The 16016-nt window shown below is 64.7% G+C and carries 16 protein-coding genes; 6 read left to right on the forward strand and 10 right to left on the reverse strand.

What is annotated here, in order from left to right; genetic code table 11:
* Nucleotides 1-27 precede the first annotated feature (27 nt).
* A complete protein-coding gene (locus BRAS3843_RS38575; RefSeq protein WP_008974747.1) occupies nt 28-1122 on the reverse strand; it encodes a quinone-dependent dihydroorotate dehydrogenase in 1095 nt (364 codons plus the stop codon).
* Nucleotides 1119-1463: a DUF952 domain-containing protein gene (locus tag BRAS3843_RS38580; RefSeq protein WP_008974748.1), complete on the reverse strand. Its 345-nt coding sequence runs from the start codon at nt 1461-1463 to the stop codon at nt 1119-1121. The genes BRAS3843_RS38575 and BRAS3843_RS38580 overlap by 4 nt, the downstream gene beginning before the upstream one ends.
* Nucleotides 1464-1732: 269 nt before the next feature.
* On the opposite strand from BRAS3843_RS38580, the gene BRAS3843_RS38585 reads away from it, so the two are divergent.
* Both BRAS3843_RS38585 and BRAS3843_RS38590 read left to right on the forward strand, forming a co-directional pair.
* A complete protein-coding gene (locus BRAS3843_RS38585) occupies nt 1733-2491 on the forward strand; it encodes a carbonic anhydrase family protein (RefSeq protein WP_008974749.1) in 759 nt (252 codons plus the stop codon).
* Nucleotides 2492-3035: 544 nt separating this feature from the next.
* Nucleotides 3036-3977, forward strand: a complete 942-nt coding sequence (locus BRAS3843_RS38590) for a 2-dehydropantoate 2-reductase (protein ID WP_008974751.1) — start codon at nt 3036-3038, stop codon at nt 3975-3977.
* Nucleotides 3978-4078: 101 nt separating this feature from the next.
* On the opposite strand, the gene BRAS3843_RS38595 is transcribed toward BRAS3843_RS38590, so the two are convergent.
* Nucleotides 4079-4984: a LysR family transcriptional regulator gene (locus tag BRAS3843_RS38595; RefSeq protein WP_008974752.1), complete on the reverse strand. Its 906-nt coding sequence runs from the start codon at nt 4982-4984 to the stop codon at nt 4079-4081.
* A 114-nt stretch (nt 4985-5098) separates the two neighbouring features.
* On the opposite strand from BRAS3843_RS38595, the gene BRAS3843_RS38600 reads away from it, so the two are divergent.
* Entirely contained in the window at nt 5099-6457 is a 1359-nt protein-coding gene (locus BRAS3843_RS38600; RefSeq protein WP_008974753.1) for an FAD-dependent oxidoreductase, read from the forward strand.
* Nucleotides 6458-6461: 4 nt separating this feature from the next.
* Complete coding sequence (locus BRAS3843_RS38605) at nt 6462-7688, forward strand: MFS transporter (RefSeq protein WP_008974754.1); 1227 nt, start codon at nt 6462-6464, stop codon at nt 7686-7688.
* A 150-nt stretch (nt 7689-7838) separates the two neighbouring features.
* On the opposite strand, the gene BRAS3843_RS38610 is transcribed toward BRAS3843_RS38605, so the two are convergent.
* From BRAS3843_RS38610 to BRAS3843_RS38640, 7 genes are all read right to left on the reverse strand, one after another.
* Nucleotides 7839-9479, reverse strand: a complete 1641-nt coding sequence (locus BRAS3843_RS38610) for a lysine--tRNA ligase (protein ID WP_008974755.1) — start codon at nt 9477-9479, stop codon at nt 7839-7841.
* 163 nt (nt 9480-9642) lie between these two features.
* Nucleotides 9643-10545, reverse strand: coding sequence for a transporter substrate-binding domain-containing protein (locus BRAS3843_RS38615; protein ID WP_008974756.1), 903 nt, complete (start codon nt 10543-10545; stop codon nt 9643-9645).
* A gap of 99 nt (nt 10546-10644) precedes the next feature.
* On the reverse strand, nt 10645-11238 hold the full coding sequence (locus BRAS3843_RS38620; protein ID WP_008974757.1) for an SCO family protein: 594 nt from the start codon (nt 11236-11238) through the stop codon (nt 10645-10647).
* Between the two features lie 18 nt (nt 11239-11256).
* Complete coding sequence (locus BRAS3843_RS38625) at nt 11257-11448, reverse strand: hypothetical protein (protein ID WP_139025104.1); 192 nt, start codon at nt 11446-11448, stop codon at nt 11257-11259.
* 122 nt (nt 11449-11570) lie between these two features.
* Nucleotides 11571-12098 carry a hypothetical protein gene (locus BRAS3843_RS38630; RefSeq protein ID WP_008974759.1) on the reverse strand — a complete coding sequence of 176 codons (528 nt, stop codon included), beginning with the start codon at nt 12096-12098 and terminating at the stop codon, nt 11571-11573.
* Between the two features lie 419 nt (nt 12099-12517).
* Nucleotides 12518-12781 carry a hypothetical protein gene (locus tag BRAS3843_RS38635; RefSeq protein WP_008974761.1) on the reverse strand — a complete coding sequence of 88 codons (264 nt, stop codon included), beginning with the start codon at nt 12779-12781 and terminating at the stop codon, nt 12518-12520.
* Nucleotides 12782-12934: 153 nt separating this feature from the next.
* Nucleotides 12935-13225: a hypothetical protein gene (locus BRAS3843_RS38640; RefSeq protein WP_244425576.1), complete on the reverse strand. Its 291-nt coding sequence runs from the start codon at nt 13223-13225 to the stop codon at nt 12935-12937.
* A gap of 256 nt (nt 13226-13481) precedes the next feature.
* On the opposite strand from BRAS3843_RS38640, the gene BRAS3843_RS38645 reads away from it, so the two are divergent.
* Both BRAS3843_RS38645 and BRAS3843_RS38650 read left to right on the forward strand, forming a co-directional pair.
* Nucleotides 13482-13847 (forward strand): nuclear transport factor 2 family protein, encoded by a 366-nt coding sequence (locus BRAS3843_RS38645; RefSeq protein WP_008974764.1) that lies wholly within the window; start codon nt 13482-13484, stop codon nt 13845-13847.
* Between the two features lie 304 nt (nt 13848-14151).
* Entirely contained in the window at nt 14152-15999 is a 1848-nt protein-coding gene (locus tag BRAS3843_RS38650; protein WP_244425577.1) for an AMP-dependent synthetase/ligase, read from the forward strand.
* Nucleotides 16000-16016: the final 17 nt, after the last annotated feature.

Raw genomic sequence — 16016 nt, forward strand, 5'->3', positions numbered from 1 at the left:
GAGGGTGCACCCCATCCGCGGCACCCCTTACACCGGCCAATCCTCCGCCGTGATCGTCGCGGCGTCGGCGCCGACGATCTCCGACAGTGAATCTCGCCCGGTGCGCAGCAGGGTCGAAGCGAGATCGGTCTTGATGCTCTCGACCAGGCCAAGCCCCTTATAGACCAGCGACGAGTAGAGCTGGATCAGGCTGGCGCCGGCCCGGATCTTGGTCAGCGCCGCGCCGCCGGAGTCGATGCCGCCGACGCCCACCAGCGGAAACGCGCCTTCCACACGCACGAAGGTCTCCGCCACCATGCGCGTCGACAGCCGGAACAGCGGCCGCCCGGACAGACCGCCCTGCTCCTTGGCGCGCGTCTGCTCGCGCAGCGTCCTGGGCCGCGCCAAGGTCGTGTTGGCGACGATCATGCCATCGACCCGGCGCGAGCGCGCGACATGGACGACGTCGTCGAGCTCGGCGAGGCTGAGGTCAGGAGCGATCTTGAGCAGCACCGGCGTGTCGCCGGACTTCTGCTTCACCCGGTCGCGCGCCTCCAGCGCTTTGGCCAAGAGGTCGTCGAGCTGGGCGGCCTGCTGCAGGTTGCGCAGGCCCGGCGTGTTCGGCGAGGAGATGTTGACGGTGAAATAGCTCGCCACCGGTGCGAAGGTCTCGATCAGCCGCACATAGTCGGCAACACGGTCAGTGGAATCCTTGTTGGCCCCGACATTGACGCCGACGATGCCACCGAAATGCGCGCGGGCCGCCAGCCGCCGCAGCACCGGATCGGCGCCGTCATTGTTGAAGCCCATCCGGTTGATCACCGCTTCGTCACGCTCCAGGCGGAACAGCCGCGGCCGCGGATTGCCGCTCTGCGGCCGCGGCGTGACCGTGCCGATCTCGACGAAGCCGAAGCCGAGCCGCAGCAGCGCGTCCGGCGCCTCGGCGTTCTTGTCGAAGCCGGCTGCCATGCCAACCGGATTGGGGAAGTTCAGCCCGAAGGCGCGCACCGCGAGCTTGGCATCGTCAGGCGCCGGCCGCATCGCCGGCAACAGCTTCAGGCCCTGGATCGCCAGCCGGTGCGCGTCCTCGGCATCGAGCCAGCGCAACAGGGGCAGCGACACGGTGTCGAAGATGCGGATCACGGCGTCAGTCCGGGAATGTCGTGGCTGCCGTCGGCACGCGCATGCATCTGGTGCACGGCCGTGACGGCGCCGAGATCGAGCTCACCATAGAGATGCGGGAAAAGTTCGTCGTTGCGCGAACGCTCCCAGCGCAGCAGGTCGCCGAGCGCGTCGGCCTCGACCTCGACCAGGAACAGCGCGGTCTGGCCAAAGAAGTGCTTGCGCGCCGTCTCCGGCACCTGGGTCGCGGTGGAAAAATGGATGAAGCCGTCGCGCTTATCGTCCGCGCTGCCGCGATAGACGCCCTGCCGCTCGGCCTCGCGCCAGGCGGACGCGGAGCAGATCTTGTAGATTTTGGGCATTTTGGCGGATATCCTGCCTGGATCTTGAGTTTGTTGACGTTTTTGCTAAGGCGCCGACCGTATCGGCAGGTGTAGCCGAACTCAAGGACCGTTTGGTCAGGGCGGCTGGGCGAAACCGCCCGCGCAGGTTGCGCCAGATCGGCAATCGCGATGGACGCCCATCAGCCGAATCGGCAATGGTTCCCAGATCATTGAGGCCACTGTTTGGGCCCTCGCGCCTCCCGCCATCGGAATTTTGCAACGTCTCAACTGAGCCCTGGAGAGATGCCATGAACCGCCGTCACGCGTTGAAGGCTCTTGCCGGCCTCGCACTCTGTCCGGTCTGTGCCCAACCGGGCTTCGCTGCAGAAGCCGCGCATTGGAGCTATGAGGGCGACACCGGCCCTGCCAAATGGGGCGACCTCGATGCCGCCGACAAGGTCTGCGGCATCGGGACCCAGCAGTCCCCGATCGACATCGAGAATCCCACCAAGGCCCGCCTGCCCGACCCCAAGCTCTCCTGGAGCAGGACCGCCGACACCATCATCAACAATGGTCACACGATTCAGCTCAATTTCGCTGACGGCAGCAGTACCTTGAAACTCGGTGACACCACCTACAAGCTGGTGCAGATGCATTTCCACCGGCCGAGCGAACATCAGATCGGCGGCAAGAATTTTCCGATGGAGGCGCATTTCGTGCACCGGGCGGAATCGGGCCGGCTTGCCGTGATCGGGGTGCTGATGACCACGGGACATCCCAATCCGGTCTTCGCTCAGATCGTGTCGACGATGCCGCCGCAGGAGGGGCCGGCGGTCAAGGCCGATCCCCACATCGACCCGAACGTGCTGTTGCCGGCCCGACGCTCCTATTATCGCTATGAAGGCTCGCTGACGACGCCGCCCTGCTCGGAGGTGGTCGAGTGGCTGCTGCTGACCAATCCAATCTCGGTCGCGGAAGCGGACGTGGCAAAATTTGCCAAGCTCTATCCGATGAACGCGCGCCCCGTTCAGAAGCTCGAGCGCCGCTTCGTGCTGCAGTCGGCGTGACCCGTTGCGAAGCTAGTCGCGCGATCGCACGAGCCTGCGCACGGCAGCTGCACGTCCGCTGCATTTGCACCGAAGCATAGCCGCAAACTTCGCTGTCGTCCCCGCGAACGCGGGGGACCCATAGCCACCGGCCGTGGTGAGGTGAAGGACGTCTGCCATCTCGCACGAAATTTCGATTCCGCGGTATGGGTCCCTGCATTCGCACTAGCGCATTTACACATCTCTTTGGAGCATCTCGATCAGCTTGGCGAAAAACATGAATCGTCAGAGCCACTTGGGTCGATCGGGACGGCTTCCGATGGTCCAAGCTAGGCGCTTCGCTAACCCATTGAAGATGAGTCGATTTTTGAGATGTGTAAATGCGCTAGTGCATTCGCAGGGACGACACCTGTTATGGCGTGGAGAGCCGGGCTGATAACTCAACCGTGAGCCGAAACGGCTGAAATTGCCGCAACGCTGCGGTCATGATCTGCAGCCCCGCGGTCGGCTTTGTGCAATCATGCACCGGGACGATGCCAGGGGTGGCACAGGGAGCGGCGGCGCGATGACAAGTGTTGAACGGTCGGCACGAACGACAGTCGCCGTGATCGGTCTCGGCAGCGTTGGTGGCGTGATTGCGGGATTGCTGGCAGCGCTCGACCGTTACGACGTCATCGCCTGTGTCCGGCGTCCGCTTGATCGGCTCGTCGTCGAGCACGCCGAGGGGACCATCGACGCGCCGATCCGCGCGTTGACAGATCCTGCAGCCGCGACACAAGTCGATTGGGTCCTGCTCTGCACGAAGACGCAGGACACCGAACAAGCCGGCGCCTGGCTGCAGCGGCTCTGCGGCCCGAACACCCGGGTCGCGACCTTGCAGAACGGCATCGGGCACGCGGAACGGCTGGCGCCGCTGGTGGGATCTGCAACCGTGATCCCGACCATCGTGTACTACAATGGCGAGCGGCTGGCGCGGGATCGCGTGCGCTTCCGCCGTGCCGGCCAGCACGAGCTTGCGGTCGGTGACGACGAAGGCGGACGCGCTTTCGTCGCGCTGCTCGAGGGCACCTCGACGCGAATCCTGGTGAGCCCCGATTTCAAGACGCTGGTCTGGCGCAAGCTGCTGCTCAATGCGATGGCCAATCCCGTCACCGCACTGACCTTGCAGCGGCAGGCGGTGTTCCGGCGCGATGACGTCAAGGCGCTGTGTCTCGATATCCTCAAGGAAGCCGCCGCCGTGGCACGTGCCGACGGCGCGCGCTTTCCCGACAATGAGCCGGAGCAGTTGCTTGCGACGCTCCTCACCTATCCGCCCGACGCCGGCACCTCGATGTATTTCGACCGGCTCGCGGGCCGGCCGCTCGAGATCGAGGCCCTGACCGGCGCCGTGGTGGCGATCGGCGAGCGGCATGGGATCGCGACCCCGATCAACCGCGTGCTGTTGACCCTCGGCCGCGCCGTGAGCGATGCGCCAGCGCGGATTACGACGACAGCAGCGGAAACCTAGGCGCGGCCCGGCCGATCTTTTTACGACGCGCATGCACGTCGTCGTTGCGGACCGACGCTATAAGGCGCTGGACACAACGGGTGCGCACGCGCGACAGGCAACTAATCAGAAGCTGCGGCCCACGGCGGCGATGGCGAGAACGCGTCCTGGAGGAATTGCGCCAGCGCGTTGATGCGCGCCACCTGCATGCGCGCTTCGGGAATCAGCATCTTCACCCATCGCGCAGGTAGCTGGTAGCTTTCCAGCACGGGAACCAGCTCGCCCGTGGCCAGTCTCGGAGCCGTCAGATATTCAGAGAGCTGGGCAATGCCGCTTCCGGCGAGCGCTGCACGTAGCAGGACCTGTCCGTCATTGGCGCTGATCCTGGGATTGATCTCGACCGTGGTCGGTCCCTGCGGGCCGTTGAACGACCAGATCGATCCGGTCGGCGCAAAATTCAGAGTATCATGCGCGATCAGGTCGCGCGGATGCGCAGGCGCACCGCGGCGGGCGACGTAATCGGGCGATGCGCAGAGCATGGGTCGCAGCGGGCACAGCGGGATATCGACCACGTCGCTGAAGGCGGCTTCGAACGCTGCGATCGCGACGTCGAAGCCTTCATCCGCGGGATTCACCGCCCGATCGGCCAGCACGATCTCCATGCTGAGCTTGGGGTTCACCGCCTGGAAGCGCGTCAGGATGTCGGCGAGATAGAGCACGGTGAGCGTCGTCGGCGCCTTGACACGGATCGGCCCCTCGAGGTCCTGCCCCGTGTCGGACACCTGCCGCATCGTGTCGTCGAAATCCGCCACCAGCGATCGCACGCGCTCGATCCAGCGCCGGCCCGCCTCGGTCAGGGTCACCGTCCGAGTGGTTCGAACGAACAACCTGGTCTTCACCGCGCGCTCGAGCTGATCGACCCGCTTTGTCAGCACCGATGTTGCGAGCCCGCTTTGGCGGGCCGCTGCGGTGAAGCTGCGGGTCTCGGCCACGGCCAGGAAGGCCCGGAGGTTCTGAAATGCGTCCATCTCTCACCTTTCTCGAATCGCGAAAAGTATTACCGCATTTCGGAATATTCTTCGCGAATTACGAGTGAGTTAGAGTTGCGGCAAAGCTAACGCAGACACATCAGGGAGGTCCTCTTGGTACAAACGGCCATTCGTGAGCCAAATCGCGACACCACCGTGCTCGGTTCTTACGATGTCGTGGTCGTGGGCGGAGGTCCGGCCGGTCTCGCCGCCGCCACCTCGGCGGCGAGGGGTGGCGCCGATGTCCTCTTGGTGGAACGCTACGGCTTCCTGGGCGGCATGGGCACCGCCGGCGGCGTCACCAACTTCGCCGGCCTGTTCGGGCTCGTACGTGGCGAGACCCGTCAGGTCGTGCACGGCGTGGTCGACGAATTGCTGGACCGGCTCGATCAGCTCGGCGGCTTGAACGAGCCGCAGCAGGGGCTGCAGGGGCGGATCACGGTCCGCTCTTATGACGTCTCCGCTCTCAAATGCGCGGCCGACGATCTCTTGCTCTCCGCGGGCGTGAAGCTCTTGTTTCACGCCGTCGCCGTCGATGTCGCGATGGACGGTGGCCATATCGCCGCGCTGATCGTCGAGACCAAATCGGGCCGCCGCGCGATCCGCGCGAAGCTCTTTGTCGACTGCAGCGGCGATGCTGATCTCGCGGCCCGAGCCGGCGTCCCGTTCGAGACCGGCGACGGCCATGGCGGCGGCCTGTTCCCGACCACGATGTTCCGGGTCGGCGGCGTCGATCCGCATCGTGCGATCGCGGCGATCGGCGACTTCAAGGCAATCGACCGGCTGATGAGCGAGGCCGCAGGCCGCGGCTATCGGTTTCCGCGCGAAGGCGCCATCGTGCGGCCGCAGAAGAACCCGACCGAATGGCGGGTCAACGTGACGCAGATCCGCAATGCGCAAGGCAGCGTGATGGACGCCACCGATGCGCTGCAGCTCAGCGACGGTGAGATCGAGGGGCGCCGGCAGATCCAGGAATATTTCCGCTTCCTGAAGAACGAGGTCCCCGGCTTCGAGCACGCGCATATCGTCGAGATCGCCCCGCAGGTCGGCATCCGCGAGAGCCGGCGCATCGAGGGCCTCTACCAGCTTTCCGGACAGGACATCGTCGGCTGTGCCGACTTCGACGACACCATCGGCGTCAATTCATGGCCGATGGAGCTGCATGTCGCGGGCAAGGTCGAGTGGCGATTTTATCCGGACGGCAGCCGTGGCTTCTGCCAGCTCCCGTTCCGCATGCTGCTGCCGAAGGGCGTCTCCAATCTGCTCGTCGCCGGCCGCTGCGCCTCCATGACGCACGAAGGCCAATCGGCGGCACGCGCCAGCGGCGCCTGCTTTGCGATGGGCCAGGCCGCGGGCACCGCCGCGGCCATGGCCGCGAGCGAGCCGACCAACGCCGCGCTTGGCGAGATCGATGTGACCTCGCTGCAGAAAAAGCTCGTTGAACAGGGCGCCTATCTCGGGACCGACATGTAAGGCCATGACTGCAAAAATCGAAACCGTCGGTGCGCACGCGCCGGCCGCGTCCGAATATTATCGCTGGGTCGTGCTGCTGATCGCGTGGCTGAGCTTCCTGTTCAGCTTCATGGACCGCCTGACCTGGGCCAACGTCGCCGTCTCAGCCGGACAATCGTTGGGCCTCTCGGTGGCGCAACTTGGCGTGTTCGTGACCGCCTTCTATATCGGCTATGTCGTCTGCAACGCCGTCGGTGGCGTGATGAGCGATGTCGTCGGCGGACGTACGACGTTGACGATCTCCATGCTGTCGCTGGGCGTCGCCACGTTCCTGTTCGGATTCACCTCGTCGCTGACCATGGGCATCGCCTTGCAGGCGATGATGGGTCTCGCAGCGGGCGCCGACTACGCGTCCTGCATCAAGCTGATCGTCAATTGGTTCGATCGCGGCAGCCGCGGCCGCGCCATGGGACTATTGCTCGTCGCCTCGTCCCTCGGCGTCACCGCCACCAATGCGATTGTGCCGACCCTTGCGGCCTGGCTCGGGTGGCGGGGGGTCTATCAGGCGCTCGGCGTTGCGACTGTCCTGATCGGCGTGATCGCCTATGCCTTGTTGCGCGACCGGCCGAGCGACCAGCCGGTGGTCGCGGCCAAGACTCCGCCGATCGGACCATTGCTGCGCGACCGGAACGTGCTGCTGCTGACAGTCAGCGGCTTTGGTGCCTTCTGGGGCACATGGGGTTTCGCGTTCTGGGCCAACGCGCTGATGATCCGCGGCCACGGCCTGACGGCCGTGGAGGCCGGCTTGATCATGTCGCTCTCAGGCATTGCCGCCATGATCGGAAAACCACTGATCGGCCTGTTGGCCGACTGGCTGGGCGGAAAGGAAAAATGGCTGGCGATTGGCACCCTGGCGCTGTTCGCAATGATGCTGCTGGTATTTGGGACGTTGCATGACCGCCTGGCATTTCAGATCGCCGCGCCCCTGCTCGGCTTCGGCGCGTTCGTCTACAGCCCCTTGCTGGCCGTGATGGTCGCTGATGTTGCCGGCACGGCGTTGGCCGGATCGGCGACCGGACTGACGGCCAGCGTCTGGCAACTCGGAAGCGCCATCGTGCCGGTCGTGGTCGGCGTGATCTTTCAGGCGACGGGCTCGTTCATGGCCGCCTTCGCGACGCTTGCGGCCGGCCCGGCGCTGGCAATCCTCTGCCTGCTGTTTCTGAAGCTGCGCAAACGAACGGGAGATGCGTAGCAGCCGACTGTCGTCATTCCGGACGAAGCGCGAGGAGCGCGTCGATCACAGATGCGCAATTGCGCATCGGGGAAGCTCGAGCGGATTGAGCGAATTCATCAGATCGAGATTCCGGGTTCGCGGCGCTACGCGCCGCGCCCCGGAGCGCGATTACGCCGAACGCGCCAGCGCGCCGTCGATCATGGCGACCGCGTTGCCAATGCCGTAGACCGCGACGAAGGAGCCGAAGCGCGGGCCCTTCTCCTGACCGAGCAGCACCTGGTAGAGCATGTTGAACCAGTCCAGCGAGACGCCGGGGCGGCCGTCCTTGCCCTGTTTCTTGTGATCGAGGAATGGCTCGCGGCGGCCGATCTCATAGACCACGTTCTGGATGTCCTCGGCCGAGGCGTCGCTCTCCAGGTTCGACAATGCATCGCGCAGGTCCTGCAGCGCGGCGCGCTCACCTTCGCTCGGCTCACGGAACACCTTCGTGGGCGCAACGAAATCGCGATAGTAGTTGATGGCGTAGCCGACCATGGCATCGAGCTTCGGATGCGTGGCCGGCGTCACGCCGGGTCGGTAGCGGCCGATGAACCCCCACAAGGTCTCGGCATTCTCCGCGTTCGACGACGACACCAGCGTCAGCAGCAGCTGGAAGGTGACGGGCATGTCGGCCTTCGGCGGCTGGCCGGAATGGATGTGCCAGACCGGATTGCCGAGCTGCTGCTTGGTGTCCTGGCGGGGGAAGCCTTCCAGGAATTGCTGATAGTCATCGACGTTGCGCGGGATCACGTCGAAATACAGCCGCTTGGCAGCCTTCGGCTCGCGATACATGAACAGCGACAGCGATTCCGGCGAGGCGTAGCGCAGCCACTCGTCGATGGTGAGCCCGTTGCCCTTCGACTTCGAGATCTTCTGCCCCTTCTCGTCCAGGAACAGCTCGTAGTTGAAGCCCTCCGGCGGCGTGCCGCCGAGCGCCGCACAGATCTTGCCGGACAGCTTCACCGAGTCGATCAGGTCCTTGCCGGCCATTTCATAGTCGACGCCGAGCGCATGCCAGCGCATCGCCCAGTCCGGCTTCCACTGCAGCTTGCAGTGGCCGCCGGTGACCGGAAGCGTGACGCGCTCCTTGGTGTCAGGGTCGTCGTAGGAGATCGTGCCGGCCTTCACGTCGTGCTCGACGATCGGCACGTAGAGCACGAGCCCGGTGCGTGGGCAGACCGGGAGGAACGGCGAGTAGCTCGCCGCGCGCTCCTCGCGCAGCGACGGCAGCATGATCGCCATCACCTTCTCCAGCCGCTCCAGCATGCGCAGGAGTGCCGCGTCGAAACGGCCCGAAGTGTAGTAGTCGGTCGAGGACGCGAATTCGTAGTCGAAGCCGAACCGGTCGAGGAAGGCGCGCAGCCGCGCATTGTTGTGGGCGCCGAAGCTGGCATGGGTGCCGAACGGGTCGGGCACCTGGGTCAGTGGCTTGCCCAGATGCTGCGCCAGAAGCTCCTGGTTCGGCACATTGTCCGGCACCTTGCGAAGGCCGTCCATGTCGTCGGAGAAGGCGAGCAGCCGCGTCTTGATCTTGTCCTCGGTCAGCACCCGGAAGGCATGGCGCACCATCGTGGTCCGGGCAACTTCGCCGAACGTGCCGATATGCGGCAGGCCGGACGGGCCATAGCCGGTCTCGAACAGGACCTCGTCCTTCGGGTGTTTCTTCAGCCGGGCCACGATCGCTTTCGCCTGCTCGAACGGCCAGGCGTTGGATTGTTCAGCGAGCGCACGCAGGTCGCTCGGGCTCATGGCAGGATCGATCGTGGACATCTCAAGTACCGGTTTCCAAAGGCCGCGGAAATTAGCCTTTCCGCATCCAAATGCAAAATAGCGAATCGTCTGAAGTCATTCCGGGGCGATGCGCAGCATCGAACCCGGAATCTCGAGATTCCGGGTTCGCGTCTTCGACGCGCCCCGGAATGACAACCTGCGACTAGAACGGGCTGATCGAGAAATAGCGCAGCCACAGATCGGTGTAGCGGCCCTTTTCCCAGACCCGGAACAACGCCCAATTGAGCGCCTGACGCAACAGATCGTTGCCCTTGCGGACCGCGATCCCGATGCCTTCGCCGAAATAGCGGCTCTCGACGAAAGGGCCACCCGAGAAGGCGCAGCAATCCGCCGAATCGGTGCCGTTGATCCAGAACGCCAGCGAAATGCCGTCGCCGAAGATGAAATCGACCTCGCCCCGCCTGAGCGCCGCACGCATCGTCTCGCTGTCGGGATAGGATTTGATCTCGGCGTCGGTGAACATCGCCTTCAGATAGGCCTCATGCGCCGAGCCGGCGACGGCACCGATTTTCTTGCCTTCGAGGTATTCGGGCCGGACCTCCGGCATCACAGCATCCTTGCGCGACACGAAGCGCGCCGGCGCGCGATAATAGGGATCGGAAAAATCGACCCGGGCGCGCATCGGCGGGGTCACCGCCATCGAGGCGATGATGGCGTCCCCCTTGTTGGAGGTGAGCGCGTCGAGCAGGGTGTCGAACCGCCGCATCTGGATGGTGCAGGTCACCTTGATCTCGTCGCAGATCGCCCGCGCCAGATCGACGTTGAAGCCGGCCGGATTGCCGTCGGGACCGGTGAAGTTGAACGGCGGATAGTCGGTCTCGGTCAGGAAGCGAATCACGGTCAGGCGCGACAGATCCGGCCGCTCCGGCCGGCGCCTGGGGTCCCAGAAGCCGGGCACGGCTTGCGGCGCGGCCTCGACCGGCGGCTTCGGCGCGGCCTGGGCCGCAGCCTCCCGCGAGGCCAGCGCGCCACAAAAGGCAAGCGTCGCCAGGACGGCGCGAGCGGACAGAGACAGTGAGGAGTGCTGGAACAAGGTCGTGAGCATCGGCGATTTCGGGATCACCGGCCTTATAGACCATCTTGTCGCGTTTTCGAGGGCCGATTGCGCGGCTGAAATCCGGCCCGCCCGCGGCCTTAACCGGGCTTAAAGGTATTTCTTGAGCTCGGACGCCGCCTCGTCAGGGGTCCGCTTCAGGTTGAACGGCGCGACGAACCGGCCGTCGCGGTCCATCAGATAGACCAAGGCGGTGTGGTCCATGGTGTAATCGCCGTCCTTCAACGGCACCTTCTTGGCATAGACCCGGTATTCGGAAGTAACCTTGGCCATCACCTCGGGGTCGCCGGTCAGGCCCTTCAGGTGCGGGTCGAAGCTCGACAGATAGTCCTTCATCGCGGCCGGCGTGTCGCGCTCGGGATCGACCGAGATGAAATAGGCATTCACCCGGTCCGCATCCTGCCCCATCGCCCGCAGCACCTCGGACATCTCGAACAGCGAGGTCGGGCAGACGTCCGGGCAATGGGTGAAGCCGAAGAAGATCAGGGTCGGACGGCCCTGCAGGCTCTTGTCGGTGATGGTCTGGCCATCCTGATCGGTCAATTGGAACGGGCCGCCGATCGCCGCGGGCGCAGCGATATTCCGGCCGCCGCCCATGACGAGAAACAGCAGGACAAGGCCAACCAAAAGGCTGGCAGCGAAGGTGCCGACGATCACCAGCGGGCGGGCAGTACGATTGTCCATCTTGATCCTGCCTTCCGATCAGAAACAAGCCTCGAGGCCGGCGACGATCGTCTCGAAGAATACGGTGGTCCCGAAGCGGGCCCAGAGCACCAGGGCGCCCACCACCAGACCAACGGTGATCAGGCCGGCCAAAGCCCCAAGCACCTGCGTTCCGCGCGGCGGCGGGACGTCAGGCGACATCTGTTGTGGCGATGAAACGGGCTGGATCATGGCGCGCTCGCTGGGCCGATGCCTGCAATCATCAGCCGGTTCCTCTGAGATAGGCCCGGCCTCCGCAGGAGGCAAGCACGACGGGATCCAACCCAGTCACGTCGTGCTGAACGCGATACCGATCAGTGCGAAGCAGACGCCCCAGCGGCGGTGGGCGAGAGGACCGGCACGTGGGAGGCGCCGCCGAATTGGGAGCCGCGCGACGAGGCCTGGGCGTCCATGTAGCAGGGCCGATACAGTGTCTGCAGCTCCCTGCCGCGCAGGAAAATCATCCGGGGCGTGAGCCCGCCCCGCTGGGCGATCCAGCGCCGGATCGGGGATGGGTACATGGAATAGAGCATCTGGGTGGCTTCGGGGTTGGTGACGGCGCGGCCATTGGCGCCGAAATCCCAGGCCGCGTGGAAGCCAAGATTGGCATGCGAGGTCACACAGATTCGGTCGTGCGGGATGGCGCCGAGAACGATGGTGCAGGCCGAGGCACAGAGACCGTCGATGATCACATATTCGCCGGAAGAGCGCAGGCCCTGATACCGGTCCACATAGGTTCCGATCCGGCCGCCGCGATCGTCCGCGATGCGGACCACGGCGCGGCTGGCGCCCATCCCCGCCAGCAAGAGGACAACCGCGAGCAACCCCGTCAAAAATTTCATGCCGAGCCCCAGTTCAATCCCGTCGAAACCGATCTGACCGACTGTGATGCGTTTCTTGTGATGCGTGGATCGCGACCACTCTCTCCCTCGCGCGCCATCCCAAAGCAGGCGCACAACGGCGAATTCATGACCGCACGTGCAGCGTGTTTCGAGATCGTGGTTTTGTCCAGGACGGCCCTGCAGCTCACAGTAAATTCACCGCAAGTGTTGCAGCCTCGCTGCACTCGGACAGCTCATCGCCGCTCGGTCGGTTCCGCGAGTGGCCGTCGCGCCGCGATCAGAGCACGCGGCACAATCTGTGCGTGACAGAGATGCCACGCTGCCGACGCAAAAAAGCCCCGGGTTTTCCCGGGGCTTTGTGATCATCTGTTCGGTTTGGCTGAGGCCGATTCGCCGATGCGATCAGCTCATCTTGCAGCTCAGTCGTGATCGTGCTCGTGGATGATGACCTTGCGGTCGGGATCCACGCGCTCTTCCTTGCGGATCACGGTGGTGCGCTCGCCCGGTTCGTCCTCGCGTTTGATCACGGTGGTACGGTCGCGATCGTAGCTGTGCGATTCACCGACCGTCACGCCTGCGCCGACCGGGCCCACGCCAACACCGACCCGCGCTTCATCCGCCTGTGCCGCCGGGATTGCCAGCGCAATTCCCGCCGCCGTCGCCAATGCAATGGCCAGTTTCATGTGCCTCTCCTCCAAAGCTGCCCACGCGACAAGTCGCAGCTGCTGCGGAGTGTTCCGGCGCTTTTTCGGAGATCGCGGAGAACGATTTCGTGCGCGCGATCCGGATTCGGTTAACCAGCGGCCGCACGCCCATACGCCAAGACTTCAAGGTCTCTAATTGTCGGGCAAGCGGATGCGCGCGCCAAACGTGATGTGCGGCGCGTCGTCGGAGGTGAGCTGGATCTGTTTGTCCGGCAGCGCCTGGTAGCTGCCGTCATCAGTCTTCCTTAACGCATATTGCCAAACCGTTAACGGCTGCCCTTGCGCGAGCGCTTGCTGAAGCCGGCTGGCGCGGAAGCCCGGAAGCTTGAAAAGATCATCGCGCATCATGCCGATCATGGTCGGACTGTCGCCCCGATGCAGCTCGAAGAACACCATATGATTGGGCTTCTCGGGCGCCTTCAACAGAGTGTCCGCCGCGAACAGCGCGAGGCAGATCCCGACCGCGATCCATCTCCATGTGTCGGGTCTCATAACTCGTCATCCCCTGCGATCAAACATATCTCTGCGCGATTCATGCGTACGCATGAAGTAGTCCTCCGTCGTCAAACCGCAACTTACAGTTTCGTTATCGGTATCGCGATGACCTGCGACGTAATCGCATCACGCTGCGTGAAGCGCGATGTTCGGACGTCAGCACTTCACAACGAGGAGAGCACCGATGACCGATCTCAATGCCGTCGCCAACACCTACATCACGCTCTGGAACGAGCGCGCGCCGCAGAAGCGGCGGGCGTTGCTCGAGACCAATTGGACCGAAGATGCCGTCTATGTCGATCCGCTGATGCGCGGCGACGGCCGTGACGGTGTCGACGCGCTGATCGCGGGTGTCCAGACGCGCTTTCCTGATTTCCGATTCCGCCTGATTGGTCAAGCCAACGGTTATGGGGACAACCTGCGCTTCTGCTGGGGCCTCGGTCCGGATGGCGCTGATTGTCCTATCAAAGGCACCGATTTCGTCGAGCTCCGGGACGGCCGCATCCGCCGCATCATGGGCTTCCTCGATCAGGTGCCCGAAGGCGCCTGATCGTCACTCGTTCAATGGCCGATCGTGATGATGTGGCGGCCGCTTCCTTTTACGGGAAGCGGCCGCGGCGTTTGCGGCGTGCCGCCGCAGTACGCCGCCTCCGATACCGCCAACCTTTCCTGCATCCATTCCCGGCATCCTTCCTGGAATGCGTGGCTCCCATGCCGTGATGAATGCGCGGGCCACGCCATCTTGCGCTAGGTCAACATCGAGATCACAGCGTTCCAGCAAGACCTCGACTCGAGGCGGAGCCTTCGGAGGCGCGTGCGTGCAAGTCGAGACCAAGCCCATCGTCCGACCGACAGTGTCGGGTGAAAGCATCGGTGGATTTTCAAATGTCAGGACGCTGCCCGAGCTCCTGCGTTGGCGCGTGAGCCTGACGCCGGACAAAGAGGCCTATCGGCAGTTCGATCCGAAACAGGGACGCTGGGCGAGCTTTTCCTGGCGCGCAATCGACCGCGAGTTCGATCGCTTCCGGCGGGCCCTCGCCGCCGAAGGCTTTGCCGCTGGCGAGCGCCTCGCGATCCTGATGCCGAACGGGCTTGCGCATGTCGCAATGGATCAGGCGGCGCTGGCGCGCGGGCTGGTGCCGGTGCCGATGCACGCGATCGACAACCCCGACAGCATTGCCTACATCCTGGAGGATTCCGGCGCGCAGCTCCTGTTCCTGGATTCCGGCGAGCGCTGGCGCGACATTGCCTCGGTCGGCAATGCGCTTGCGAACCTCAAGCGGGTGATCTGCGCCGATCTCGATGACACGTCGGAGCTTGCGAAAGCCGATCCGCGCGTCATCGGCCTCGACGCTTGGCTCGATGCCGCCGCGACGGCCGAACTGCCGCAACAGGACGTCGCGGTGCAGGCCGATGACCTCGCGGCCATCGTCTACACCTCCGGCACGACGGGGCGTCCGAAAGGCGTGATGCTGTCGCACGATAATGTCGTGTCGAACCTGAAGGCGATCCACCGGCGGCTCGCCGCCGGGCGGGACGACGTCTTTCTCTCCTTCCTGCCGCTGTCGCATACGTTCGAGCGCACCTGCGGCTATTACTATCCGATCGCGATCGGCGCCTGTGTCGCCTATTCGCGCTCGGTGAAACAGATCGCCGAAGACCTGATCGAGGTGCGGCCGACGCTGCTGATCTCGGTGCCCCGGATCTATGAGCGCATCTACTCGCTCGTCATGCACCATCGCGCCTCCGCGGGGCCAGTCGAGCGGACTTTGCTCGATCTTGCGATCGCGATCGGCGGGCGGCGTTTCGATGCGCGCCAATCCGGCGGGACGACGCCATCCGTGTTCGATCGCCTGGCGTGGCCGCCGCTGCAGCGGCTGGTCGCCAACAATGTGCTGGCGCAGTTCGGCGGACGCTTGCGCGTCGCAATCAGTGGTGGCGCGCCGATCGCCGAACCTGTGGTGCGGCTCTTCCTCGCGCTTGGGCTGGACGTGCTGCAGGGTTATGGCATGACCGAGACGTCGCCCGTCGTCGCCGTCAACACGCCTGAGGACAATGATCCGCGCTCGGTCGGTCGGGCGCTGCCGGGCGTCGAGGTCAGGATCGGCGACAACGATGAGCTCATGGTCCGCGGCCCCAGCGTCATGCTCGGCTATTGGCACAGACCGGAGGAGACCGCGCGCGTCAAAGACACCGACGGCTGGCTGCACACCGGCGACCAGGCCCGCATCGACAACGGGCGCATCAGCATCACCGGCCGCATCAAGGACATCCTGGTCACCTCGACCGGCGAGAAGATCGCGCCTGCCGATCTCGAAACTGCCATCCTCACCGATCCCCTGTTCGACCAGGCGCTCGTCGTCGGCGAGAAGCGCCCGTTCCTGACCGCACTGGTCGTGCTCAACGCCAAGGGTTGGGCCGAGCAGCAGGCGAAGCTCGCCAGCCATGGCCAGCAGGGCACTGAAGCCGAAGCGGCGTCGCTGCTCCGGCATATCGCCCGCACCGTGAAGGCCTACCCGGCCTATGCGACGCCGAAGGCGGTGTGGTGGACGCTCCAGCCCTGGACCATCCAGGCCGGGTTGATCACGCCGACGCTGAAGAACAAGCGGCCCGCGCTGGAGCGCCGCTTCGCCCAGGAGATCGAGGCGATTTACGCCAAGCGGCCCGCGGCCGCGAAGGTCGGAGGCGCGACGGTCCGTTAACCGGCGTCAAACTGCTC

The sequence above is a fragment of the Bradyrhizobium sp. STM 3843 genome, from assembly GCF_000239815.1.
GTDB lineage: Bacteria > Pseudomonadota > Alphaproteobacteria > Rhizobiales > Xanthobacteraceae > Bradyrhizobium.

Coding starts and splice junctions, on each gene's coding strand:
- BRAS3843_RS38585 (WP_008974749.1), top strand. CDS start 1,733: ATGAACCGCCGTCACGCGTTGAAGGCTCTTGCCGGCCTCGCACTCTGT.
- BRAS3843_RS38605 (WP_008974754.1), top strand. CDS start 6,462: ATGACTGCAAAAATCGAAACCGTCGGTGCGCACGCGCCGGCCGCGTCC.
- BRAS3843_RS38625 (WP_139025104.1), bottom strand. CDS start 11,448: ATGATCCAGCCCGTTTCATCGCCACAACAGATGTCGCCTGACGTCCCG.
- BRAS3843_RS38580 (WP_008974748.1), bottom strand. CDS start 1,463: ATGCCCAAAATCTACAAGATCTGCTCCGCGTCCGCCTGGCGCGAGGCC.
- BRAS3843_RS38630 (WP_008974759.1), bottom strand. CDS start 12,098: ATGAAATTTTTGACGGGGTTGCTCGCGGTTGTCCTCTTGCTGGCGGGG.
- BRAS3843_RS38610 (WP_008974755.1), bottom strand. CDS start 9,479: ATGTCCACGATCGATCCTGCCATGAGCCCGAGCGACCTGCGTGCGCTC.
- BRAS3843_RS38645 (WP_008974764.1), top strand. CDS start 13,482: ATGACCGATCTCAATGCCGTCGCCAACACCTACATCACGCTCTGGAAC.
- BRAS3843_RS38595 (WP_008974752.1), bottom strand. CDS start 4,984: ATGGACGCATTTCAGAACCTCCGGGCCTTCCTGGCCGTGGCCGAGACC.
- BRAS3843_RS38615 (WP_008974756.1), bottom strand. CDS start 10,545: ATGCTCACGACCTTGTTCCAGCACTCCTCACTGTCTCTGTCCGCTCGC.
- BRAS3843_RS38590 (WP_008974751.1), top strand. CDS start 3,036: ATGACAAGTGTTGAACGGTCGGCACGAACGACAGTCGCCGTGATCGGT.
- BRAS3843_RS38620 (WP_008974757.1), bottom strand. CDS start 11,238: ATGGACAATCGTACTGCCCGCCCGCTGGTGATCGTCGGCACCTTCGCT.
- BRAS3843_RS38635 (WP_008974761.1), bottom strand. CDS start 12,781: ATGAAACTGGCCATTGCATTGGCGACGGCGGCGGGAATTGCGCTGGCA.